The following is a 21099-nucleotide window of genomic DNA, read 5'->3' as shown; positions in this document are numbered from 1 at the left end:
GGCTGGGAACGGGGGCGGTTCAGGTGAAGGAGTTGTAATTGAGACCGTCGTGGGGTTTGTGCGTGGTGCCGCCGCTAAGACCGGTCTTTCGCGCCAGCAGATAGTCGACCAACTCCTGCTGCAGGGCCAGCAGTTCCTTGGTACACCCGCGGAAGGCGGCTCTATGGCGGATCTCATCATGCCGGGTGTGGAGATCCCGCAGCATCAGATTGATCGCATCAATGGTGGCTGACGGGTTGGGATCAGTGGCGCTTCTGTTGGAGGTCGCTGGCTGCTCCACTACGGCTCCGGCTCTTCGCGGTCTGCTGGGATCGTAGTCGCGTGCCCTTGACCGCACGTGCGCCGCAGCCGCTCGATCCGTCGCTCCAGCCCGGCCGTGATTCCCAGCTCGGCGCCGCTCCAGAGGCGATCGATCTCCTGGGTGAAGTGGCGGGCCAGGACAGGCGAGTCGATCACCAGCAGGGTTTCGTCGTTCTGGTGAGCGGCGGATGGACTCCAGTTGAAGCTGCCGCTGATCACCCGTTTCCCATCGATCACGGCGATCTTGTGGTGCAGTTTGTCGCCCCCGGCCAGCTGGGGGATGCCTACGCCTGCCAGCGGTTCCGTCCACTGACGATTGCCAGCCTCGATCTTGCAGCGCCGATCCGGCAGGGCCACCCCCAGCAGATCGAGCACCTCGCTGAAGGAGCGATTGGCGAAGCCGGGGTCGGCCAGCACCCGCATGGCCACACCGTTCTGATGCTGCTGCGCCAGCACGTTCGTGAGGTTCTGGGCCGAAAACACGAACAGGGCCAGATCGATGCGCCGCTGGGCCTGGGCGAGAAGCTGGCCCAGCCAGATCAGGCCGTTGTCGGGATCGCTGCGGCGATGGGGCGCAAACAGCACCTGCACCGGTGTGCCCTGCACGATCACCCGCTGTGGGGCACCGCCCCCCTTGCCGATCCCGAATCGGCTGTCGGCCTGGCCGCCGGGGCCGTCCCCCCACAGACGTTCGAATTCCGCCAGGAACACGGCCGCCAGCTCCCTGCTCTCGAAGCGCAGCAGATGGTTGACGTTGCCGCGGGTGCGTCGATCGTCCGGGTCGCCGTGGATGCCGGATGGGGTGAAGTTGGCCGAGCCGGTCATCACCACCCGGCCATCGACCACCAGGAATTTGTGGTGCATCAGGCCGCTGCCGGCGCTGCCGTCGGCGGTGTCGTCCAGCATCGGGACTCCGGCACGCTGCAGGATCAGCAGGGCATCGCCCCAGCCCAGCGCCTTCAGCTGGGCCTGTCGATGGCGCAGATGGGGGACCAGATCGACAGGATGCTGCTCGCTCCAGGGGGTGCTGTAGGTGTTCTCCAGCACCAGCCTGACCCGCACGCCCCTCTGGTGTTGGCGGGCCAGGGCCGCGGCCACCTTCGGCAGGGACAGCTCCTGCACGGCCACAGCGATCTCGCTGCGGGCCTCCTCAATGGCGCTCAGCAGCATCGCTTCGAGGTCGTCGCCCTGTCGCCAGCGGCCGTCGATCGGGCTGCGGTAGTGGCCGGCGGCGCGGTGGTTGAAGCCCACATCGATGCCAGCTGGCAGGGGCAGGCGGGGCGGAGGCTGGCCCTGCAGGCGGGCGGTGGAGCTGCAGCTTGCCAGCAGCAGGCCCAGGCCCCCAACCAACAGAAGGGACCTCACCTGATGGCCGGCGCACCTGGGTTGAGGGTGGACGGAGGGCGGTGGGACCAGGTGGGCCATGCACAGGGAAGACGCTGGCTTCAGCGTTCCCCGGGTCGGTCAACAGCAGGGTTGCTGTGCTGCTTGGGACTCAGTGCCCGGGCATTTCGGAGGTGCGCAGCATCAGAGCGAACCAGAGGCAGCCAATGGCCACAGCGGCTCCAACCGCTGCCTGAAGGCTCACGTGCACGATCAGCAGGGGAATCAGCAAGGCGAAGCTGACCGCACCCAGCACGGGCGTGATGGCCACGAAAATGCGCAGGCCGCGGCGGGACGAAGAGGAGGTCATCGGGGGGACACGGCGGGTGTCAGAACCACTCGGGGGCGGCCTGATGGGACGGATTGCTGTTGTCTTCCGGGGTCAACCGGCGGAAGTCGAGGGTGATGTTGCGTTTCTGCTCCCCATCTGCGGCCACGGCCTCGATCGGATAGACCTGCTGGCCGTCGCGGAAGGGCACCTGCACCCGGAAGGTGCCATCGGCGGAGAGGGGTACTTCCTCGCCGCCGATGGTGAGGCGGGCGGCTGGATCGGTGGCGCCATAGACGATCAGCTCAGCGTCTGCGACCAGCCAGAACGAACGCTGCCGGGGGGCTACCCCGCCTGCGCCGGAGGACTGGCGTCCGCTGGCCCAGATGCCCGCGCCTGAGGCGTGCTGTCCCTGGTGTTCGCTGCCGCTCTCCTGGAGCTCATGGAAGGCTTCGGAGCCACGGCCCAGTTTGCGCCAACGAGCTGTAGCCGTCTGATAAAGCCTCTCGTGCAGGCCGGAATCGCTGCTCTCCACGGGTGTCGGCAGCGAAGTGGGAGCTGCTTCGAGGGTGAAGGGAACGAACTGATCGAGGATCTGCTCGCTCGGATGCAAGGCTGGAATCCGGGCCACCGAGGAGAAGGCCAGAGAGATCCATCCGCCGGAGCTGCCTTTGCGGTACCCGAGCTCCACCCGGTAATCACGATCACTGAGCGGCACCGGTAGGTACCACTCGGTGGCATGGCTGTCGACCACCACTTCCTGCAGGGTGTGGGGATGGGCTGAGCCTCCAGCCAGGCCGGTCACATCCGCGACCCGCAGACAGAGCTGGCTGGCACCGGCCTGGAGGGCGTGAGCCAGGTCGGCTTCCGAGATCTCCCAGAAAACGTAGGCCCATTGGGGATCACGCGGCAGGAAGACCACACGGGTCTCTGCATCCGGCTGTGGAGCCGGTTTCATCTCGGCTTCAATCGCCTGCAAGGACAGGCTGCCCTCTTCATGGCGCGAGCTGATCGCGTTGAGCAGCTCCTCCTTGGATTTACGGCTGTAGAGGCTGACCCCCAGATCGCTGGCCACCTGACGGAGCTGTCTCAGGGTCAGTCGCGCCAAAGTGGTCAGAGACTGGCTCACAGCATCCGGGTACGTTTGAGAAACAGTTTGAAGCACTTTCTCCGCGATTTGCCGGACTGGCCCTGAGGGGTCAGGATCCACTGACCAGGGGCAGGACCAACAAAAAAGCGGTGCCGAAGCACCGCCTTCTGATCCGGATGACCCAGTGGCGCTGAAGCTGTGAAACCTCAGCGACCGATGCTGCGATAGGGGACCTTGGAGAGATAATCCATGCCGGTGTTGCCGGCGGCGGCGCCACGGGTGCGCATGGCAGGCAGCGTCCGCACCCAGGGGAGGTAATCCTCGGGGAAACCGCCACGGCGTTGGCGGGCACGCTCGGGGTAGGCCTTGGCGGTACCGGTGTAGACGATCTGGGGGAAGCCCAGAATGCCGCGGTGGTAGGCCTCGTAGCGGGGTGAGGTGATGTTGAAGGGGGTTTCGCCGACGCTGCGCGAACCAACCACGCGGTTGCGGTGGTAAGGAACCGTGTCGTAGCCGAAGTTGTCCAGGTATTCCTGGCTGTCGAGGATGTCATCCACCATCCCCCGGACCCCACGGGTCATCAGCACGGCCGACCAGGCGATTTCCTCGGATTTGCCGTAGGTCTGGCGACCCAGCAGCTTTTCCACCAGGTGGCGAGCCACGCGGTAGTTGCTGTTGAGGTTGTAAAAGCTGCGGGTGAAGGTGTCCGACAGGCACAGGGAGCGGATGAAATCACGCACCGTGATCTGGCCATCGCGCAACTGGCACTCAAGGGTGCGGTCGCGGTCCACCTTGAAAGCGTGGAAGAAGATCTGCCGATAGGCGGCCTCAATCACGAAGTTCTGGTCTTCGCGATCCATGGCCTTGTCCATGGACACGGCCTTGGGATCCTCGTCTGAACCCACCCGGAGGGCATCCACGCGGGAGTTCTGCGTCGTGGGTGCGTACTTCAGGAGAGGAAGGGCCACTCGTGCTCAGGCATCCGTCTCGGGGATCGTAGAAGTGCGGCCCCGTCACGACTCATCGCCCCCTGGCAGGGCTCACAGTCCGTAACGTTCGACACCGGGTTCACCAGCCCAGACTTCACCAGCCCAGACTTCACCAGCCCAGACTTCACCAGCCCAGTGGAGAGAGCAGGCGTCCGTCCTCCGGCGCTTCAGCTGGGGTGGGCCCGGCGGTCGCCTCAAGCACCCGGGTCTCCACGCAGAAGGACGCGGTGTTGGAGAGTCCCTCGACGGTGCTGGTGCGCAGCCGCACATCGGGCCCCGCGAAGCTGAACCGCTCCAGGCTGCTCATGGTTTCGTAGTCCGTGCTGAGCAGCAGTCCGTCGCGATCGTCCATCTGGAAATGCCCGGCCACCGGGGCCGTTTCGGCATAGCCACGATCGCGCAGCAGCAGGCCGGTCCTGCCCTTCTCGTCGGTCGGAATCAGCCCGAAGACACTCTCGCCTTCATGGGCTTCCCCGGCCTTGTCCCAGGCCATCGACCCGCTCCAGCGCACCCGACAGCCGCCCGCCAGCCCGTTCGGATCCTGGCCGTGCAGGGTCGCCACCGCCACCAGCAGGGGGTCAGTGGCGGAGAGTTCCACCACCTCGATGTAGGAGCCGCCCGCTTCGGCGCGGCGATGGAGCAGGTGGTGGCTGCTGCGCTGTGACCGCCAGCGGCCGCAGCTGAGGCGGAAGAAGCTGATGGCGTCGCTGATCGATCCGCTCACGGGACCTCGGGTTGCTGCAGCGATGATGGCAAGGCGCTCAGCCCGCAGGTGGTCGCGCATCTGTCTGCGGCGGGTCAGTCTGCGGCGCATCTGTCGACAGGCGAGCCGTGGCCTGCTCGCAGCTCCAGCGGATCAGATCCTCCAGGGTCAGCGCCAGCGGCGTGCAGGCTCTCTGGCGGGCCAGGTCCTCCAATTGCTGCCCCAGTTGCCCCAACTGGTCCAGGAACGCTTCGGCGAAGTCAGCATCGGCGGCAAGCAGCGGCTGACTCCAGACCCAGAGCTGCACCTGTTCGGGTCTCGGCAGGGGACCGTGCTGCGCGCCGGCAATGGACTGGAACGTCCGCAGGCCGTGGGCCAGCAGGCGGAGGTGATGGCGGTCGAGCGCCGGCAGCAGGGTGGTTTCGATCGCCTCGAGCTCCTCGATCAGGAGCGGGCCGCGGGGCGCGGGATCCGTTGGGCTCACGGCTCAGGGATTGGCTGAGGCGGCCGCCACATCGATCGGATCAGGCCTGGGGGTGAGGCGGAAGCCACAGGAATGACCCTCCGCCAGGCGCCAGTGCACCCGCTCGACGCTGCAATCGGGAAAGGTGTGACGGATCATCTGCAACTCCTGATCACAGACGCAGGGGAACTGTTCGGCGATCCGCATCACCGAACAGTGGTATTCGCTGAAGACCCAGCTGTCGTCGTCCGCCACGCACTCGGCCACGTAGCCCTCACGCCGCCTCAGTTCCACCAGGCGATCCAGGCGCTGCGGCAGGCTGCCAACACCGATCTGGAGCTGGTAATCGCCGGCCTTGTCGATCGCCTGGCGGTTGAGCAGATCTTTGATGGTGTCGGGCGGCAGGCTGCTGGCCATCGAGCTCAGCAGGCTGAGGGTGAACTGCTCACTGCCGTTCGGGAACTGGTTATGGCCGCTGGCGGTGAGGCTCCAGTGATTGCAGGGACGGCCAGGGCCATCCTGCGAGGGACTGGAAACGACCAGGCCTTCCTCCTCCAGGCTGCGCAGATGGCGGCGCATCACCTGAACGGAGACCGCCAGCTTCTGGGCCAGGGTCGCGGCAGTGGCATGGCCATGGCGCAGCAACAGCGTGAGCGCCGCCTCGCGGGTGCTGGCCTGGTTGGATACCGGGGCTGGGGCGGTCATGGCTCGCCACTGACCGTCACACCATGCCACGCACGACAGGTGGATGGGGGGCGCGCCGCGGCAGTCGTGGGGTCACAATGAACCTTCACCCCAAGGCTCGGACCCCTGCCCTAGGCTCGGGCAGATACGAAACCAGATGGTTTCGTATCTGAGTGATCCGTCCTGGGCTGGGTGCCCTCTACCTCCTGCTTCATGTCCGACGCCGCTGCCGCCCCCTCCGCTGAGAGCCTTGAGGTGATCCGCAAGTTCGCGGAAACCTATGCCCAGCGCACGGGGACCTATTTCTGCAGCGATCCGGGGGTGACGGCCGTGGTGCTGGAGGGTCTGGCCCGCCACAAGGATGATCTGGGCGGTGCGCTCTGCCCTTGCCGTCACTACGAGGACAAGCAGGCGGAGGTCTCCCAGGCTTTCTGGAACTGCCCCTGCGTGCCGATGCGCGAGCGCAAGGAGTGCCACTGCATGCTGTTCCTCACCGAGGACAACCCCTTCCGCGGCGACAGCCAGACGATCAGCATGGAAGAGATTCGCAGTCATACCGCCGGCTGATCACTACTGAACTCCCGTCCGCCGCATCCATCCATGAGCAGCACCGCCACCGTTGGGGATCTGGTTTCGCAGCCGTATAAGTACGGCTTCGTCACCGATATCGAGACCGACAAGATCCCCAAGGGGCTCAGTGAAGATGTGGTGCGCCTGATTTCGGCCAAAAAACAGGAGCCAGACTTCCTGCTGCAGTTTCGTCTGCGCGCCTACCGGCAGTGGCTGGAGATGGCTTCTCCCGACTGGGCAGCACTGGGTTTCTCGCCGATCGACTACCAGGACATCATCTATTACGCGGCACCACGGCAGCAGGAGAAAAAGGCCAGCCTGGATGAGGTGGATCCCAAGCTTCTCGAAACCTTCGACAAGCTTGGCATCCCCTTGAGCGAGCAGAAACGGCTTTCGAATGTGGCCGTCGATGCGGTGTTCGACAGTGTCTCGATCGCCACCACCTACCGCGAGAAGCTGGCCGAGCATGGTGTGATCTTCTGCTCGATCAGCGAGGCGGTCAAGGAATTCCCCGAACTGATCGAGCAGTACCTCGGCACGGTGGTGCCCAGCAACGACAACTACTTCGCGGCCCTGAACTCAGCGGTGTTCAGCGATGGCTCGTTCGTGTTCATCCCCAAGGGGGTGGAATGCCCAATGGAGCTCTCCACCTATTTCCGCATCAATTCCGGCGACACCGGCCAGTTCGAGCGCACCTTGATCGTGGCGGAAGAGGGGGCTTCGGTGAGCTACCTCGAGGGCTGCACGGCGCCGATGTTTGACACCAATCAGCTGCATGCCGCGGTTGTGGAGCTGGTCACTTTGGAGGATGCCGCGATCAAGTATTCCACCGTGCAGAACTGGTATGCCGGTGATGAGAACGGCAAAGGTGGGATCTATAACTTCGTCACCAAGCGCGGCCAGTGCCGTGGTGCGCGCAGCAAGATCAGCTGGACCCAGGTGGAAACAGGCTCGGCGATCACCTGGAAATACCCCAGTTGTGTGCTTCAGGGTGCTGATTCAGTGGGCGAGTTTTATTCCGTCGCCCTGACCAACAACTGTCAGCAGGCCGACACTGGCACCAAGATGATTCATGTTGGGCCCCGAACCCGCTCCACGATTGTCAGCAAGGGCATCAGTGCCGGGCGCTCCTCCAACAGTTATCGCGGTCTTGTGCAGGTGGGTCCCAAGGCTGTTGGAGCCAAGAATTACAGCCAGTGCGACTCAATGCTGATCGGCGACCAGGCCGCCGCCAACACCTATCCCTACATCCGATCGCAGCAACCTGACGCTGCGATTGAGCATGAGGCCAGCACCTGCCGCATCTCGGAAGACCAGCTTTTCTACCTCCAGAGCCGCGGGATCGGTTTTGAAGAGGCGGTGTCGATGATGGTGAGCGGCTTCTGTCGTGATGTGTTCAACCAGCTGCCGATGGAGTTCGCGGCTGAAGCCGACAAGCTCCTCGCCCTGAAACTCGAAGGATCGGTGGGTTGATCTCCTTCAGCTGCTGTCATCCCTAGATAACATTTTCTCCTTTCTGTCTTCCCTCTGCCTTCCCTGTTGCTGTGATCCGTTCCGACGCCCCCATTCTGCTTGAGATCTGTGATCTCCATGCCTGCGTCGAGGACAAGGCGATCCTCAAGGGCGTGAACCTCACCATTCGTGCCGGCGAGATCCATGCGGTGATGGGTCGCAACGGCAGTGGTAAGAGCACCCTGTCCAAGGTGCTGGCCGGCCATCCCGCCTATCAGGTCACCGCGGGCACGGTGCGTTACAGGGGCGAGAATCTGCTGGATCTGCCTCCGGAGCAGCGGGCCAGAATCGGTCTGTTTCTTGGGTTTCAGTACCCGATTGAGATTCCCGGGGTGAGCAACCTCGAGTTCCTGCGGGTGGCGACCAATGCCCGCCGGCTGGAGATGGGCGACGAGGAGCTCGATACCTTTGCCTTTGAGGATGTCGTGCGCGACAAGCTGGCCGTGGTCCAGATGGATCCAGCCTTTCTGGAGCGTTCCGTGAATGAGGGCTTCAGCGGTGGCGAGAAGAAGCGCAACGAGATCCTGCAGATGGCCCTGCTCGATCCACTGGTGGCGATCCTCGATGAAACCGATTCCGGCCTCGACATCGACGCCCTGCGGATTGTGGCTGGTGGTGTGAACCATCTCGCCACGGCCGAGAACGCCACCCTGCTGATCACCCATTACCAGCGCTTGCTGGATGTGATCACTCCCGATTATGTGCACGTCATGGCCGCGGGCCGCATCCTTCGTACCGGTGGCAAGGAGCTTGCCCTTGAACTTGAGGAGAGGGGATACGACTGGGTCGATCAGGAGCTGGCGGTCCTTGAGGCCGCAGCCCATGGGCGTACACCGGTGGAGGTGGGCTGATGGTGACGTTGCCTGTTTCCATGCCATCCACGGCCGTGCGCTCCTCCTCGACCCTCGAGGCCTGGACGGGTGATCTCATCGCCTCTCTGCCCCCTGCGACCGGTCCGCTGGCACCGTTGCAGGAGCAGGCCCGTGCGGCCCTGTCGGAGCTTCCTGCCCCCCATCGCCGCCAGGAAAACTGGCGCTTCACCGATCCGGCCCTGTTGGCGGCCACCTCACCGCGATTGCTGCGGCCTGAGCAGGCTGCTGGCACGGCGTCGGCTCATCTGTGCCTCCGTTTGGATGGCAGCGCCGACCCTCTGGATGGGGTGGCGCTGCCCGCGGGGCTCGAACCGATCGCCGGGGCAGAACTGCATCAGCGCCTCGGCGCGGTGCTTGAGGCGACCGGTTGCGCCCACCACTGGCTGACCCAGCTCAACCAGGCGGCAGCCCAGCAGGTGCTGGCTCTCCGCGTTTCCGGGGTCGTGGCATCGCCACTGGAGCTGCTGCTTCCCGCTGGCGCCAGCGATGGGCTGCTGCCCCTGAGGGTGTTGCTGCTGCTGGAGGACGGGGCCGAACTGGAACTGCTGCAGGTGCATACCGCCAGTGGTGCCAGCGCCACCAGCCTGGTGCTGGAAGCCCATCTGGGTCGTGGCGCCCGTCTGCGTCATGGGCTGCTGGCTCAGGGACATGCCCAGGCGTCGCTGCTGGCTCAGTGCGCCTACGTGCAGGAGAGTGGCAGTGACCTCAGCGTCGTGAGCGGCTGTGCCGGTTGGGGCCTGCTGCGCCTCGAGCCGCGGGTGAACCAGCGCGATGGTGCGGCCCACACCAGCCTGCGGGGCCTGCAACGGGTGATCGATCGCCAGATCGCAGACACCCACAGCCAGGTGACCTTTTCAGGACCCGACGGCCAGCTTGAGCAGGTCCACAAAGCCGTGGCCGATGGCCAGGCCCGTAGCGTGTTCAACGGAGCCGTGCGGGTGCCTCGCCAGGCGCAGCGCACCAATGCCTCCCAGATCAGCCGCAATCTGCTGCTGTCCGATCGGGCGCGCATCGACACCAAGCCCGAGCTCGAGATCGTGGCGGACGACGTGCGCTGTGCCCATGGCGCCACCGTGAGTCGCCTGCAGCAGGACGAACTGTTCTATCTGCAGAGCCGTGGCATCGCGGCCGACCAGGCGGCCCGTCTGCTGCAACGGGCCTTCTGTGAGGAGGTGCTGCGGGAGCTGCCGGCCATCGCCGCCGCCTGGCGCCCGATCGATCGTCTGCTGGGGGAGGCCTGAGCTGATGACCCCTGCTGCTGATGCTCTTCTGACGCCCGACGCTGCCGTCTCGCCGGCGGCGCGTGACACCGCCCCATCCATCTCCACACCGCCGGAGCCTCAGGATTCTGCCGCGGCGCCACAGTCCTATGAAGACCTGGCCAGCCTCACCCGTCCTGATTTCCCGCTGCTCGCCCAGACGGCCTGCCTCGGCGAGCCCCTGATCTATCTCGATCATGCCGCCACCAGCCAGAAGCCCCGCCAGGTGCTGGAGGCTCTGCAGCATTACTACTCCCACGACAACGCCAATGTGCACCGGGGCGCCCATCAGCTGAGTGCGCGAGCCACCGAAGGTTTTGAAGGAGCCCGTGGCAAGGTGGCTGCCTTCGTGGGGGCGGCCAGTGCCCGCGAGATCGTCTACACCCGCAACGCCAGCGAGGCCATCAACCTGGTGGCGCGCTCCTGGGGTGAGGCCAACCTGCGCTCCGGCGATGAAGTGCTGCTCTCGGTGATGGAGCACCACAGCAACCTGGTTCCCTGGCAGCTCCTGGCGGCCCGCACCGGGTGCGTGCTCCGCCATGTGGGCCTCACCGAAACGGGCGAGCTGGACCTCGCCGACCTGCGCCGCCAGATCAACGAGCGCACCCGCCTGGTCAGCCTGGTTCAGGTCAGCAACACCCTCGGTTGCCTCAACCCGGTCGCGGAGGTCGCCCCCCTGGCCCACGCCGCCGGTGCGCTGCTGCTGGTGGATGCCTGCCAGAGCCTGCCCCACCTACCCGTGAATGTGGCCCAGCTGGGCTGCGATTTCCTGGTGGGCTCGTCCCACAAGCTCTGCGGCCCCACCGGCATGGGCTTCCTCTGGGCGCGCGAGGAGTTGCTCGAGGCCATGCCTCCCTTTCTGGGGGGCGGCGAAATGATTCAGGACGTCTACCTCGACCACAGCACCTGGGCGGAGCTGCCCCATAAGTTTGAAGCCGGCACCCCCGCCATCGGTGAGGCGATCGGCATGGGTGCCGCTCTGGATTACCTCCAGGGCCTGGGGCTGGAGCGCATCCACGCCTGGGAGCAGCGGCTCACCCGCCAGTTGTTCCAGCGCCTGCAGGCGATCGAAGGGGTGCGGATCCTCGGACCCACCCCGGAGCAGCAGCCTGATCGGGGGGCGCTGGCCGCCTTCACCGTCGATGGCCTGCATGCCAATGACATCGCGGCCCTGCTTGATTCGGCCGGCATCTGCATCCGCAGCGGCCATCACTGCACCCAGCCGCTGCATCGCCTGTATGGCATTCCCGGTTCAGCCCGGGCCAGCCTCAGTTTCACCACCACTCCCGAGGAGATCGACCGCTTCGCCGATGAGTTGAGCGGCACGATCGGTTTTCTGCGGGAGCACAGCTGAGCCCCAGGCTTCAGATCGGCTGCAGCTGGGCCAGTCCTTCAGCCCGCTGTGGGCCGTTCCAGAGCCAGGTCCAGCGCCAGCCTGCTGCTTCGGCCTGTCGCACGATCACGGCACGATCGGCTGGGTGGTCCAGCTGATCGATGTGGTCGATCACCTGGGTGCGGGCCTCGGCGGGCAACACCGACCATTGGCTGTGGATCCGGTGTCTGTAACGCCCCAGGTAGTCCTGACGGGATTCGCCTGGATCGCGGAAGACATCAGCCCAGAGAAAGAGTCCGCCGGGGGCGAGGCGCTGGCGGGCCTGGCGCAGAAACTCCGCTTTTTCGCTGTCTGAGAGATGGTGGAGCGCAAAGGCCGTGTGGATCAGATCCACGGGTTCGTCGTTGCTGGCTGCCCAGACACGCAGATCGGCCGCCTGCCAGCGGCTGGGATAGGGCACGGCTCCCAGGGCCTGGCGGGCCAGGGGCAAAACCTGGGCGGTGAGATCGATCCCCTCGTAGCCCCCCAGGGGGAGTTGCCGCCAGACAGGCGCGAGTGCGCTCAGATCGCCGCAGCCCAGATCCACGGCAAGGGGCGGCCGGGTGCCGGGGGCACGTGCCTCAAGCCAGGAGCGCAGGGCCAGTGCGGTCGCTGCGGTGAGGTCAGCGTGCCCCATCAGATCGTGCTGCACCACGGCCCGGTAGGTGCTCCAGTTCTGTTCGAACAGGTCCATCGGCACAGCAGAGTGCATGGTCACAGTCTTGTCGACAGGGCCCCGACCGCACCCTGCCTGGCCAGCCGCGTCCCCAAGCTTTGGAGATTGTCCCCTGTTGGGGGCATCGCAGCCTGGCCTGCTTGCCGAAACTGGAGCCAACGAGAGCCAGGAAGCCCGCCATGGCAGAACCCACCATGACGATCAACACCAGCAGCTGTCTGGGGCGCACCTGTCTGAAGTGGGAAGCCGATGGCGACCTCACCGCCCTGGATCTGAAGCTGGTGCTGGAACGTCTGGCTCAGGTGGATGCGGATGTGGCGGCCCTGCTCCAAGGCTCTCTGGATCGCGAAGCATGGCCATCGATGATCTGATCACCGGGTCTCTAGTCGACGAAGTCTCTGGCGGCAAGTTGCTGAGACTCTTCGGCCAGAGGGCGGGCCGGGCCAACGGGGTTGTGCGCTGGTAACGAACTACCCGCTGCCCCGCGCTGCGATGGGCATCTTGAATCAGCACTCCTAGGCTGGTATCACTCTGAGATGGAGGCCCCATGGCCACCTGCAATCGATCGACCCCGGCTCCGGCGGTTCCAGCGGCGGATGCCCTGCACCACCTGAAGGATCTGCTGCAACACGACCCAGCCTTCGCCAAGGACCTGCGCGCCACCGACTCCACCGAGGCGGCGGCGCGCCTGGCAGCCAGGCACGGCGTTGCGGTGACTCCGGCAGCCCTCTGGCGCAACCGCGGCACCCTTGTGGGCGGTGGTCTGCCCACCTGGCGCGGCTGAAGCCGCGGCCTGGATCTGGCCCCTCGGTTGCAGTCCGAGGGGCCATGGAGTCGGGCTACACAGGCCCGCCACCACCCCGAAGAACACGCTCGTACAGCCAGTCCCAGAACGAATTCCGCAGGGCGAGGGCCATGTGCATGCCCTTGGACAGGTCGGCCTGGCCGCCTGGGGTCATGGCAAAGTCGATGGCGTTGATCCTGGCCTGGCGCTGATCGTGGATCGCTGTACGCAGCGGGAAGAACACAGTGTCACGGGGCTCAAGCGTGCCCAATCGGCCGATTGCATCCAGGAAGGGCTGGTAGATCGCCGGCACGATGCTTTCGCTACCCAGACCCAGGGCGCCCAGGGCTTCGGCTGGAGACCCGCTGCTCAACAGGCTGAGCAGAAGATCTCTCCAAGCGACCACATAAACGTGATCGATGCTGGGATCAGTGCCAATCATCCCCAGAGCCTGCCGGAAACGCTGGAACAGTTCGGGGTGCGGGACCCCCACGATCCAGTCGGCTTCAATGCCGCAGCGGTGCAATCCCGCGAGCTCCTCAGGCTCATAGTGGCCCGATTCCTGAAGGAGGTTGGCCAGCAGGGGATTGCGGTGGTCCGGGTTCTCCAGTCGTGAAATCAGCGCCGTCAGATAACGGGGGAAGTGGGCCGAGTAGCCGTAGTAATGCCGGGCAAAATCACCCAGAGCAAATCTCAGGTCAGGCAGCGTTCCCGCCGAGAGGGCTGTGAGGTAAGGATGCCTTGTCGCCCGGTGCATCAGGGCCTGGCTCACCAGATCGTCGACATACTGAGCTGCAATGTGTTGATCCTGAGAATCTTCAGGATCAACATGGGGAGAGGAATTGAGTTCGTTGCTTGGGCTGTTCTCCACTTGCCTGTCGTTTTGTCTGTCGTTCCGGATCGCGTTGCCACCACCGGTTTTCTGTAGGGCGCGGGCCTCGTCAGGACCCAGCAGCCCCGGCTCCTGGCTGGCTGAACGATGACGGCACTGGTTGTGCAGTCGCCTCCTCCATCAGTCCCCTGTGACCGCCAATTCATCCTGAAATGCCGCTGGGTTCCTCGACCAGTCCCCAGGCGGGGGTATCGGCCCCGGCTGCATGGGCTCGATCAAGGCCAGGCCATGAAGCTGACCGGCTCGTACTTGGCGATCGTGATCCGCCAGGCCCTGATGGCCAGGTCCCCAAGGCTGCTGAGCAACGCCTCCGTGTCACCTCCACCCACCCAGTTCGCCTTCAGTTGTGGCAGCTGGTCGCGCATCGACTCCATCGGCAGTTCGACCAGCAGCAGGCTGGGATCCCCAGCGGCCCGTTGCAGAGGGCCTTCGTCGCTGCGCTGCCAGAGGCGCAGCAGCAGCTCCAACGCCAGGGTGCGACCGTCATCGCCGGGATCGATGGCGTCAGCAGCAGCTGCTGACTGCGATTTTCCGGAAAGAGGCAGCGCACGCTTCCCCCCAAACTCCACCAGGGCCAGGGCCACGAGATAGGGAGCGTCGGTCATCGATGCAGCGTGCGGGGAGACTCCACCCTGCAGGTTCGCCGGGCGGCGCTGGGATCCTGCGGCGACAGATGAGCAGACGTCCCTGAGATGTCAGAAGCTGCCCATCGATTCAGGGCTTTGGGGGCTGGTCCTGGGATCTGTCAGACCTCGCAGCGCCTGCCGCCCAACGCCTAAGTTTGCCCAGGCTTTCATTGCTCCCAGCCAGGGGCCATCCGCGGAGCATGGATCTCACGCCCTTTCTGGCCAATGCTGGTCTTGGCACCCCTGAGGAGGGTCTCGAATCGATCGAGATTCCGGGCCGTGTTGCGGTGGTGGCCAAAGGTCGCTTTCTGCTGCGGGCCTTGTGCCGCAGCTTCGGGGGGTATTCCCGCATCACCTGTGCTGTGACCGATCAGGAGATGTGCCTGGATTATCTGGCGGCGGAAGCCAGTGATCCCTATGAATTGCTCGTCTGTACCGATTATCTGGAAAGTGGCAATGGTTTCGATCTGGTGCGTCAGGCCCGCCAGCTTCATCCGAAACTTCATGCCGTGATCCTGGCGCTGGGGGATGCTATTCCTGCCGAGTGCATCGAAGCACCATGGCTGGAAGCCGTGGTCGCCGAGGCGGATTTCGTGGATGATCAGCAACCGCTTCAGGCCGCCGTGATGGCGGTGCTGGGCGGGCACTCCTACCGCAGCCCCTCCCTGCGGACGGGCATTCTTCCCTACCTGAGCTGTCCCAGACTCACGCCGCGTGAGTATGAAGTTCTCGACCTGCTCGCCAGTGGCCTCAGCGATCGGGAGATCGCCAAGCGACTGGTGGTGAGTGATGAAACCGCCCGCACCTACACCAAGCGCTTGCTGCAGACCCTCAACGTGCACAACCGGCTCCAGGCGGTGCTCAAGGGAATGCGCTGCGGCATGGTTCAGGTGTGATCGGTGGGATGGGTTGGGTCAGAGGATGAGGGGAGACATGATGGAGTGACAGGGCTGCAAGTGCATCTCTTGGTGCCATGGTCAGCCCACGAAGACCCTCTACCCCCAGCCCAACGCCACCGCGATCTCAGGATCGTGAAGAAGCGAGCGTTTCTGCGCCGGCTGGCCGGGATCAGGCGTCGTGCGGCTGCCTGATCCCGGCCTCGCGCACTGACTCCCCATTGCCCTGGAGCCACAGTTCCGCCTGGGCGCTGTGGGCCACATCAAAAAAGCGTGTCTCCGCCGACGTGAAGCGCGACAGCAGCTTCTGCACCAGTTTCTGCCAGTTCTGCTGGCCCACCACGGCCACCCGGCGCGGGGCGCTGCGATGCTCCCGGATCAGCGACAGATGCTCACCGAGGGCGGCCAGGCCCGACCAGCCGTCGAAGTCGCGCAGATCGAGCAGCAGTTTCACCGGCGTCACCCGGCTGAACAGGGCGGCGATGTCTGCGTCGATGTGGTCGTAGGCACTGGGCTCCAGCCTGCCGATCAGGCGCACTTGAATCACACCGTTGTGTTCATCGAGATGGATGCTGCCCAGCGACTCGCCCAGCCAGATCCGGGCCTCCTGCTCCTGCTCCGTCGGGAAGTTGCGGATCGGGCAGGGCAGCAGGGCGCCGATGGCCCGGATGGTGGTGCGCAGCCAGGGCACATCGCTCACCACCGCGATCCGCTCGAAGCCGCGCCAGTGGCGCAGGCCGAGCAGGGTGTCGTCCCAGGCGGCGGCGAGGTCATAGCCCTCGAAGGCCGGCCCGAAGCGCAGCAGGGTCTTGATGCGGTCGTGCTCTTCGATGGCCCGCTCCATGGCGGGGACGAGCACCGTGTCGTAGTCGTGGCCACTGATCTGGCCGCTGAAGGCGAAACCCAGGGTGCCCTCCGGCAGACCTTCGATCGTCTCGATCATCGTGATCCCCCGCTGCGCCCGTCCTGTTCGCAAGCTAGGCAGAGCTGCTGAGGTTGCCCATTGTCGTTCGCGCCGGCCGCGATGATCGGGGCCTCAACCCATCGCCGCTTCCTCGGCGCCCACTCCCATGAACATCGACGGCAAGGCCTGGCGCACCGTCTGGCTGGAGCCGGGGGGTCGCTCGATCGGTGTGATCGATCAGACGCGGCTGCCCCACCAGTTCGAGACCCGCTCGCTCTCCACCGTCGAGCAGGCCGCCGAGGCCATCGCCACGATGGTGGTGCGTGGCGCGCCGCTGATCGGTGTGACGGGCGCCTATGGCCTGATGCTGGCCCTGCAGGCAGATCCGAGCGATGGGGCGCTGGCGGTGGCGTTCGAGCAGCTCAACGCCACCCGTCCGACTGCCATCAACCTGCGCTGGGCCCTGGAGCGGGTGCGGGATCGTGTGGCTCCACTGCCGGAGACCGAGCGGGCCGCGGTCGCCAGGGAGGAGGCCGCGGCGATCGCGGAAGAGGATGTGGCCATGTGCGAGGCGATCGGAGCCCACGGGCTGAAGATCCTGCAGGGGCTGGCGCTGGCCCGGCCGGCTGAGCGGCAGGGCCAGCCTCTGAATGTGCTCACCCACTGCAACGCCGGCTGGCTGGCCACGGTCGACTGGGGCACGGCCCTGGCGCCGATCTACAAGGCCCACCGGGCTGGCCTGGCCGTGCATGTGTGGGTGGATGAGACCCGCCCGCGCAACCAGGGCGCCAGCCTCACCGCCTTCGAGCTCGGCAAGGAGGGCGTGCCCCACACCGTGATCGTCGACAACGCCGGTGGACACCTGATGCAGCACGGCCAGGTGGATGTCGTGATCGTGGGCACCGACCGCACCACGCGCCGCGGCGACGTGTGCAACAAGATCGGCACCTATCTCAAGGCCCTCGCCGCCCACGACAACGGCGTCCCCTTCTATGTGGCCCTGCCGGCCTCCACGATCGACTGGACCCTGGCCGATGGCGTGGCGGAGATCCCGATCGAGGCGCGCTCGGCCGCTGAAGTGACGTCCATCCAGGGCCGCGTCGCTGCAGAAGCGGTCACGGTGCAGCTCACCCCCGCTGGCAGCGCCGGTTTCAATCCCGCTTTCGATGTGACGCCGGCCCGGCTGGTGACGGGCCTGATCACCGAGCGCGGTGTGGCTCCCGCCAGCGAAGCAGGTTTGCAGACCCTCTATGCCTGATCGATCCGGGCCTGATCGAGTCCTGGATGCAGAACCGCATAGGCATGGTGGATGGCGGCGACCAGAGCGTCCGTTTCAATCGGTTTACTGAGAAAGTCGTTGATGCCGTCAGTGAGGGCGGCGCGGCAGGTGCTGGGGGCGACATCGGCCGTGACCGCCAGGATCCAGGGATGAATCGGATCGCCACTGCTGGAGCGGATCCGCCGTGTTGCCTCCAGGCCATCGAGCCGCGGCATGTGCAGATCCATCAGGATCAGATCCGGCTGCTCGGTGGCCTGCATGGTCACCGCTTCTTCCCCGTCGACGGCGAAGCTGGGGGTGTAGCCAAGGCGGCGCAGCACCAGTTCGCAGACCCGCCGGTTGACGGCATTGTCGTCCGCCACCAGCACCCGCAGGGGGTGGCTCTCCGCCATCGTGCCCCGAACCGGCTGGTCAGGAGACGGGCCGCTCGCCACGGCGGCGCCGTCGCCGTCTGTTGGGGGTGGTTCCAGCGATCGCATCAGAATCTGCCCCAGGGCGACCGGTTTGACCGGCTTGCTCAGCACGGCCTGGACGTTGCTCCCATCCACCTCCTCCCCCACCCAGCGGATCACGATCACGGGCCGAGGCTGCCGGTCCGATCGCTCCCTCAGCGTCGTCACCAGGGTGCTGATTCCCTCTCCGGGCAGGGCTGTGTCCAGCACCACAGCCTCGATCGTCTGTTTCTCCAGCTGGCCCAGGACCTCGCCTGCCGTTGAGGCTGCGTGGGGCACCATCCCGAGGAGGCGGCAGTGGCTTTCCAGCAGGCGCTGATTGGTGGGGTTGGCCATCGCGATCAGAACGCCGCGCTTCTCCAAGAGCCTTGCCTGGGGGAGAGGATCACTGAGCGGGATGGCCTGGGTTCGGAACGTCAGAGAAAAGACACTGCCTTCTCCCTCGGTGCTCGTCACGCTGATGTCTCCACCGAGGGCGCGGGCCAGTCTCCGGCAGATCACCAGGCCAAGGCCGGTACCGCCATGAATGCGCGTGGTGGAGGCGTCGGCCTGGGAAAAGGCCTGAAACAGGCGGGCGATGCGATCGGCAGGAATCCCGACACCGGTGTCGCGCACGGTGATCTCGAGTTTGCAATGGTCCTCAGGCAGGGATCCATGGCTGGTCACCTCCACCACGATCTCTCCCCGCTCTGTGAATTTGGTGGCATTGCCCACCAGGTTCATCAGGATCTGGCGCAGGCGGGTGGGGTCGGTGAGGATGACGCTGGGTACTTCCGGGGCCAGCAACAGCACAAGTTCGATCCGCTTTTCCCGTACCTGGGGGGCATAGAGATCGAGCACGTCTTCGATCAGGGGGCGCAGAGCACAGGGCTGCTCCTCAAGCTCGAGCCGGCCGGCCTCGATCTTGGAGAAATCGAGGATGTCGTTGAGCACACTGAGCAGGGTCTTGCCGCTGCTTTTCACCGTGTCGAGGCACTCCCGCTGGTGATCGGTGAGCTCGCTGGCCAGGACCAGATCGGTCATGCCCAGCACGCCGTTGAGGGGCGTGCGGATTTCGTGGCTGAGGGTGGCGATGAAGTCGGTCTTGGCCTGGTTGGCCAGGTCGGCAGCGGCAGCGGCGGCCTCCGCCAGCTGGCGTGCCTCCGTCTGTTCCAGCAGGGCCTGGGCTCGGGCCTTCAAGGATCGATAGGCATCGAAGCCCGCCAGAAAGGCCAGGCCGCCGCTGCCGACAAGAGCGAGGATCAGGGTGATCCGCAGCGGCAGCACCTTTTCCTCGATCTGAGTCGTGGACAGATCGAGGCCAACCAGGCCGATCACCTGGCCGCTTGCATTGCGGAACGGTGCGTAGCTGCTCAGGAAGGTGCCCCACCTGTCGGTGTAGGGGGTCTGGCTCACCTGAGTTGTTCCCTGCTGGAGCGCCCGCTTGGCCGCTGGGGGTGCGTCGGTGTACAGCTCGCCGAGCTTGGCGACGTCCGTGTCGTCGCCATGGTTTTTCACGTAGTACGAGGTGTCCACGCCGAAGCGCAGGCCCTCGGAGGAGGGCCGAAGGGTGTAGGCGTAGTAGATCTCCGGCACCTCCGAGCGCAGTTGGATCAGGGGCTGGCTCACCTGTTGGTAGAGCGGGCCGCCGAGCTGATCGGCCCGCTGCAGCTGGGCGATGGCCTTGGTGTCGATCTCGGCGGCGGCGATGCTGGCGAGGCTGCGCAGATGCTCCCGCAGCTGGTTCTGCATCGTGCGGGTGGCGACCCGATAGGTGACCGTGAGGGCCGCGGCGGCCACCGAGAAGATCGTGATGCCTGTGAGCAGCGCTTCCCGGCGGATGCGCCGTTCTGACGGCACCGGAGGCGTGGGAAGGGGCACGGGGAGCCGATCGTGGCCGAACCCAAGCCTGCCACGCAAGATCGTGCGGTGCAGCACCGCGAGCAGCCTGATGTCCGAGAGGACCTGGGCTGCCTAGCCTGAGGCCGTGCCGGAGAAATGGGCTGCCGTGGCTTTTGCCGACCCACGTGACTCTCGCGCTGTTCACCTGTCTGTCGAGGCCTCCAGCGTCAGAGTCGCTTCCACTGGGGCGGTGACTGCCGCCGCTGTGTTTCTCTTCCTGGCGGGTGGCCTGCCGAGTCGGGCGCAGGTGGTGTCGCCTGATGGTCAGGGTGCCTGCCCGGAGGGCTTCCTGGCCATTGGAGAGGCCTGCGTCAATCCCACTTCTCCCCCAGGCTGGACCTATCCAAAGCCGGCGGATCTGGACTGCCTGCCCGAGTGGATGGATATCCCAGCCAACGACGAATGCCTGCGGATCTGAGGATCGACCTGGCTCTGCGGCCTTTCCCACTCCGACTGGGTGATGAGATCTCCGATCCGTAGCCTCGGTCCGTCCCCTGTGCCCCCAGGCCGCCGCCCATGCCCGTGCTCAACCGGTGGTCGGATGCCGACGCGGCCGCGGCGGTCGCCCGCTATGGCGCCGAGGGCGTCAGCGAAGACCTGGCCCTGCGCACCTACTCGGCCCGCCTGCTGGGCGCCGATCCGGAGCTGGTGCTGCACGGTGGCGGCAACACCTCGGTGAAGACCCGCTGCACCGGCCTGCTGGGGGAGTCGATCCCGGTGCTGTGCGTCAAGGGATCCGGCTGGGATCTGGCCACGATCGAGCCACCGGGGCACCCGGCCGTGCGGCTGGAGCCTCTGCAGGCCCTGCGGGCCCTGAAGGCCCTCAGCGACGAAGACATGGTGGCCGCCCAGCGCCGCAACCTGATCGATCCGGCGGCCCCCAACCCCTCGGTGGAGGCGCTGCTGCATGCGTTTCTGCCCCACAAGTTCGTCGACCACACCCACGCCACCGCCCTGCTGGCCCTGGCGGATCAGCCGGATGCGGCGGCCCTCTGCCGGGAGCTGTACGGCCCCCGGGTGGCCCTGGTGCCCTACGTGATGCCCGGCTTCGATCTGGCCCTCGCCGCCGCCCGGGCCTATGCGGAGGCCGCCGCCGCCGCGGCTGAGCAGTCCATCGAGCTGGAGGGCATGGTGCTGCTCCAGCACGGCCTGTTCTCCTTCGGTGCCACGGCCCAGCAGAGCTACGGGCGGATGATTGCGCTGGTGCGCCAGGCCGAGGAGCGCATTCAGCGCGCGCGTGGCGC

General features: G+C 65.8%; 24 protein-coding genes. 11 read left to right on the top strand and 13 right to left on the bottom strand.

All coding sequences use genetic code 11. The annotated features are described in order from the left end of the window. Positions 1-19: 19 nt before the first annotated feature. From VB716_RS01350 to sufR, 8 genes are all read right to left on the bottom strand, one after another. On the bottom strand, positions 20-280 hold the full coding sequence (locus VB716_RS01350) for a hypothetical protein (RefSeq protein ID WP_322758286.1): 261 nt from the start codon (positions 278-280) through the stop codon (positions 20-22). Beyond that, complete coding sequence (locus VB716_RS01345; RefSeq protein ID WP_323269530.1) at positions 280-1665, bottom strand: phosphatidylserine/phosphatidylglycerophosphate/cardiolipin synthase family protein; 1386 nt, start codon at positions 1663-1665, stop codon at positions 280-282. The genes VB716_RS01350 and VB716_RS01345 overlap by 1 nt, the downstream gene beginning before the upstream one ends. A gap of 130 nt (positions 1666-1795) precedes the next feature. After that, positions 1796-1993, bottom strand: a complete 198-nt coding sequence (locus VB716_RS01340) for a hypothetical protein (RefSeq protein ID WP_197158676.1) — start codon at positions 1991-1993, stop codon at positions 1796-1798. A gap of 19 nt (positions 1994-2012) precedes the next feature. Next, on the bottom strand, positions 2013-3080 hold the full coding sequence (locus VB716_RS01335; protein WP_323269529.1) for a DUF4912 domain-containing protein: 1068 nt from the start codon (positions 3078-3080) through the stop codon (positions 2013-2015). Between the two features lie 167 nt (positions 3081-3247). Continuing rightward, entirely contained in the window at positions 3248-4009 is a 762-nt protein-coding gene (locus VB716_RS01330; RefSeq protein ID WP_197171846.1) for a phycobilisome rod-core linker polypeptide, read from the bottom strand. Between the two features lie 145 nt (positions 4010-4154). After that, on the bottom strand, positions 4155-4754 hold the full coding sequence (locus VB716_RS01325; protein ID WP_197159071.1) for a phycobiliprotein lyase: 600 nt from the start codon (positions 4752-4754) through the stop codon (positions 4155-4157). 37 nt (positions 4755-4791) lie between these two features. Next, positions 4792-5217: a hypothetical protein gene (locus VB716_RS01320; protein WP_231598203.1), complete on the bottom strand. Its 426-nt coding sequence runs from the start codon at positions 5215-5217 to the stop codon at positions 4792-4794. A gap of 3 nt (positions 5218-5220) precedes the next feature. Continuing rightward, entirely contained in the window at positions 5221-5901 is a 681-nt protein-coding gene (gene sufR / locus VB716_RS01315) for an iron-sulfur cluster biosynthesis transcriptional regulator SufR (RefSeq protein ID WP_197158679.1), read from the bottom strand. 192 nt (positions 5902-6093) lie between these two features. On the opposite strand from sufR, the gene VB716_RS01310 reads away from it, so the two are divergent. The 5 genes from VB716_RS01310 to VB716_RS01290 all read left to right on the top strand — a co-directional run bounded on the left by VB716_RS01310 (position 6094) and on the right by VB716_RS01290 (position 11447). Continuing rightward, a complete protein-coding gene (locus tag VB716_RS01310) occupies positions 6094-6447 on the top strand; it encodes a ferredoxin-thioredoxin reductase catalytic domain-containing protein (protein WP_197171850.1) in 354 nt (117 codons plus the stop codon). 33 nt (positions 6448-6480) lie between these two features. Next, on the top strand, positions 6481-7923 hold the full coding sequence (sufB, locus tag VB716_RS01305) for a Fe-S cluster assembly protein SufB (RefSeq protein WP_322758290.1): 1443 nt from the start codon (positions 6481-6483) through the stop codon (positions 7921-7923). Between the two features lie 71 nt (positions 7924-7994). Beyond that, positions 7995-8813 carry a Fe-S cluster assembly ATPase SufC gene (sufC, locus tag VB716_RS01300; protein WP_197158682.1) on the top strand — a complete coding sequence of 273 codons (819 nt, stop codon included), beginning with the start codon at positions 7995-7997 and terminating at the stop codon, positions 8811-8813. Next, positions 8813-10075, top strand: a complete 1263-nt coding sequence (sufD, locus tag VB716_RS01295) for a Fe-S cluster assembly protein SufD (protein WP_323269528.1) — start codon at positions 8813-8815, stop codon at positions 10073-10075. Before sufC ends, sufD begins: the two co-directional genes overlap by 1 nt. Positions 10076-10079: 4 nt before the next feature. After that, positions 10080-11447 (top strand): SufS family cysteine desulfurase, encoded by a 1368-nt coding sequence (locus VB716_RS01290; RefSeq protein ID WP_322758292.1) that lies wholly within the window; start codon positions 10080-10082, stop codon positions 11445-11447. 10 nt (positions 11448-11457) lie between these two features. Here VB716_RS01290 and VB716_RS01285 read toward each other — a convergent pair whose 3' ends face one another. After that, entirely contained in the window at positions 11458-12159 is a 702-nt protein-coding gene (locus VB716_RS01285) for a class I SAM-dependent methyltransferase (protein ID WP_323269527.1), read from the bottom strand. 161 nt (positions 12160-12320) lie between these two features. Between VB716_RS01285 and VB716_RS01280 the strand changes: the two genes are divergently transcribed. Both VB716_RS01280 and VB716_RS01275 read left to right on the top strand, forming a co-directional pair. Then, complete coding sequence (locus VB716_RS01280; RefSeq protein WP_323269526.1) at positions 12321-12512, top strand: hypothetical protein; 192 nt, start codon at positions 12321-12323, stop codon at positions 12510-12512. A 176-nt stretch (positions 12513-12688) separates the two neighbouring features. Continuing rightward, positions 12689-12925: a Nif11-like leader peptide family natural product precursor gene (locus VB716_RS01275; RefSeq protein WP_197158686.1), complete on the top strand. Its 237-nt coding sequence runs from the start codon at positions 12689-12691 to the stop codon at positions 12923-12925. A 55-nt stretch (positions 12926-12980) separates the two neighbouring features. On the opposite strand, the gene VB716_RS01270 is transcribed toward VB716_RS01275, so the two are convergent. Next, positions 12981-13697 (bottom strand): iron-containing redox enzyme family protein, encoded by a 717-nt coding sequence (locus tag VB716_RS01270; RefSeq protein ID WP_323269525.1) that lies wholly within the window; start codon positions 13695-13697, stop codon positions 12981-12983. Positions 13698-14032: 335 nt separating this feature from the next. Continuing rightward, positions 14033-14422, bottom strand: a complete 390-nt coding sequence (locus VB716_RS01265) for a hypothetical protein (protein ID WP_323269523.1) — start codon at positions 14420-14422, stop codon at positions 14033-14035. Between the two features lie 221 nt (positions 14423-14643). On the opposite strand from VB716_RS01265, the gene VB716_RS01260 reads away from it, so the two are divergent. After that, on the top strand, positions 14644-15339 hold the full coding sequence (locus VB716_RS01260) for a response regulator transcription factor (RefSeq protein WP_197158689.1): 696 nt from the start codon (positions 14644-14646) through the stop codon (positions 15337-15339). 172 nt (positions 15340-15511) lie between these two features. Here VB716_RS01260 and VB716_RS01255 read toward each other — a convergent pair whose 3' ends face one another. After that, positions 15512-16282 carry an STAS/SEC14 domain-containing protein gene (locus VB716_RS01255; protein WP_323269522.1) on the bottom strand — a complete coding sequence of 257 codons (771 nt, stop codon included), beginning with the start codon at positions 16280-16282 and terminating at the stop codon, positions 15512-15514. Between the two features lie 127 nt (positions 16283-16409). Here VB716_RS01255 and mtnA point away from each other — a divergent pair, with 127 nt between their 5' ends. Further along, on the top strand, positions 16410-17501 hold the full coding sequence (gene mtnA / locus VB716_RS01250) for an S-methyl-5-thioribose-1-phosphate isomerase (protein ID WP_197171860.1): 1092 nt from the start codon (positions 16410-16412) through the stop codon (positions 17499-17501). Here mtnA and VB716_RS01245 read toward each other — a convergent pair. Continuing rightward, on the bottom strand, positions 17492-19834 hold the full coding sequence (locus tag VB716_RS01245) for a response regulator (protein WP_323269521.1): 2343 nt from the start codon (positions 19832-19834) through the stop codon (positions 17492-17494). The genes mtnA and VB716_RS01245 overlap by 10 nt on opposite strands. A gap of 211 nt (positions 19835-20045) precedes the next feature. On the opposite strand from VB716_RS01245, the gene VB716_RS01240 reads away from it, so the two are divergent. Both VB716_RS01240 and VB716_RS01235 read left to right on the top strand, forming a co-directional pair. Beyond that, positions 20046-20273: a hypothetical protein gene (locus VB716_RS01240; protein ID WP_197158692.1), complete on the top strand. Its 228-nt coding sequence runs from the start codon at positions 20046-20048 to the stop codon at positions 20271-20273. A 98-nt stretch (positions 20274-20371) separates the two neighbouring features. Continuing rightward, the coding region (locus VB716_RS01235) for a class II aldolase/adducin family protein (RefSeq protein WP_323269520.1) at positions 20372-21099 on the top strand (728 nt) is incomplete at its 3' end.

The sequence above is a fragment of the Synechococcus sp. CCY9201 genome (assembly GCF_034931105.1).
In the GTDB taxonomy this organism is placed as follows: Bacteria; Cyanobacteriota; Cyanobacteriia; order PCC-6307; family Cyanobiaceae; genus CBW1002.
Note: the sequence above shows the minus strand (reverse complement) of the source record. Positions and strands in the feature narration are given on the sequence as shown.

Excerpts from the sequence above, each read along its gene's own strand:
- VB716_RS01255 (WP_323269522.1), bottom strand. The coding sequence starts at position 16,282 with ATGATCGAGACGATCGAAGGTCTGCCGGAGGGCACCCTGGGTTTCGCC.
- VB716_RS01290 (WP_322758292.1), top strand. The coding sequence starts at position 10,080 with ATGACCCCTGCTGCTGATGCTCTTCTGACGCCCGACGCTGCCGTCTCG.
- sufR (WP_197158679.1), bottom strand. The coding sequence starts at position 5,901 with ATGACCGCCCCAGCCCCGGTATCCAACCAGGCCAGCACCCGCGAGGCG.
- VB716_RS01265 (WP_323269523.1), bottom strand. The coding sequence starts at position 14,422 with ATGACCGACGCTCCCTATCTCGTGGCCCTGGCCCTGGTGGAGTTTGGG.
- sufB (WP_322758290.1), top strand. The coding sequence starts at position 6,481 with ATGAGCAGCACCGCCACCGTTGGGGATCTGGTTTCGCAGCCGTATAAG.
- sufD (WP_323269528.1), top strand. The coding sequence starts at position 8,813 with ATGGTGACGTTGCCTGTTTCCATGCCATCCACGGCCGTGCGCTCCTCC.
- VB716_RS01260 (WP_197158689.1), top strand. The coding sequence starts at position 14,644 with ATGGATCTCACGCCCTTTCTGGCCAATGCTGGTCTTGGCACCCCTGAG.
- VB716_RS01285 (WP_323269527.1), bottom strand. The coding sequence starts at position 12,159 with ATGGACCTGTTCGAACAGAACTGGAGCACCTACCGGGCCGTGGTGCAG.
- VB716_RS01340 (WP_197158676.1), bottom strand. The coding sequence starts at position 1,993 with ATGACCTCCTCTTCGTCCCGCCGCGGCCTGCGCATTTTCGTGGCCATC.
- mtnA (WP_197171860.1), top strand. The coding sequence starts at position 16,410 with ATGAACATCGACGGCAAGGCCTGGCGCACCGTCTGGCTGGAGCCGGGG.
- VB716_RS01280 (WP_323269526.1), top strand. The coding sequence starts at position 12,321 with ATGGCAGAACCCACCATGACGATCAACACCAGCAGCTGTCTGGGGCGC.
- VB716_RS01310 (WP_197171850.1), top strand. The coding sequence starts at position 6,094 with ATGTCCGACGCCGCTGCCGCCCCCTCCGCTGAGAGCCTTGAGGTGATC.
- VB716_RS01275 (WP_197158686.1), top strand. The coding sequence starts at position 12,689 with ATGGCCACCTGCAATCGATCGACCCCGGCTCCGGCGGTTCCAGCGGCG.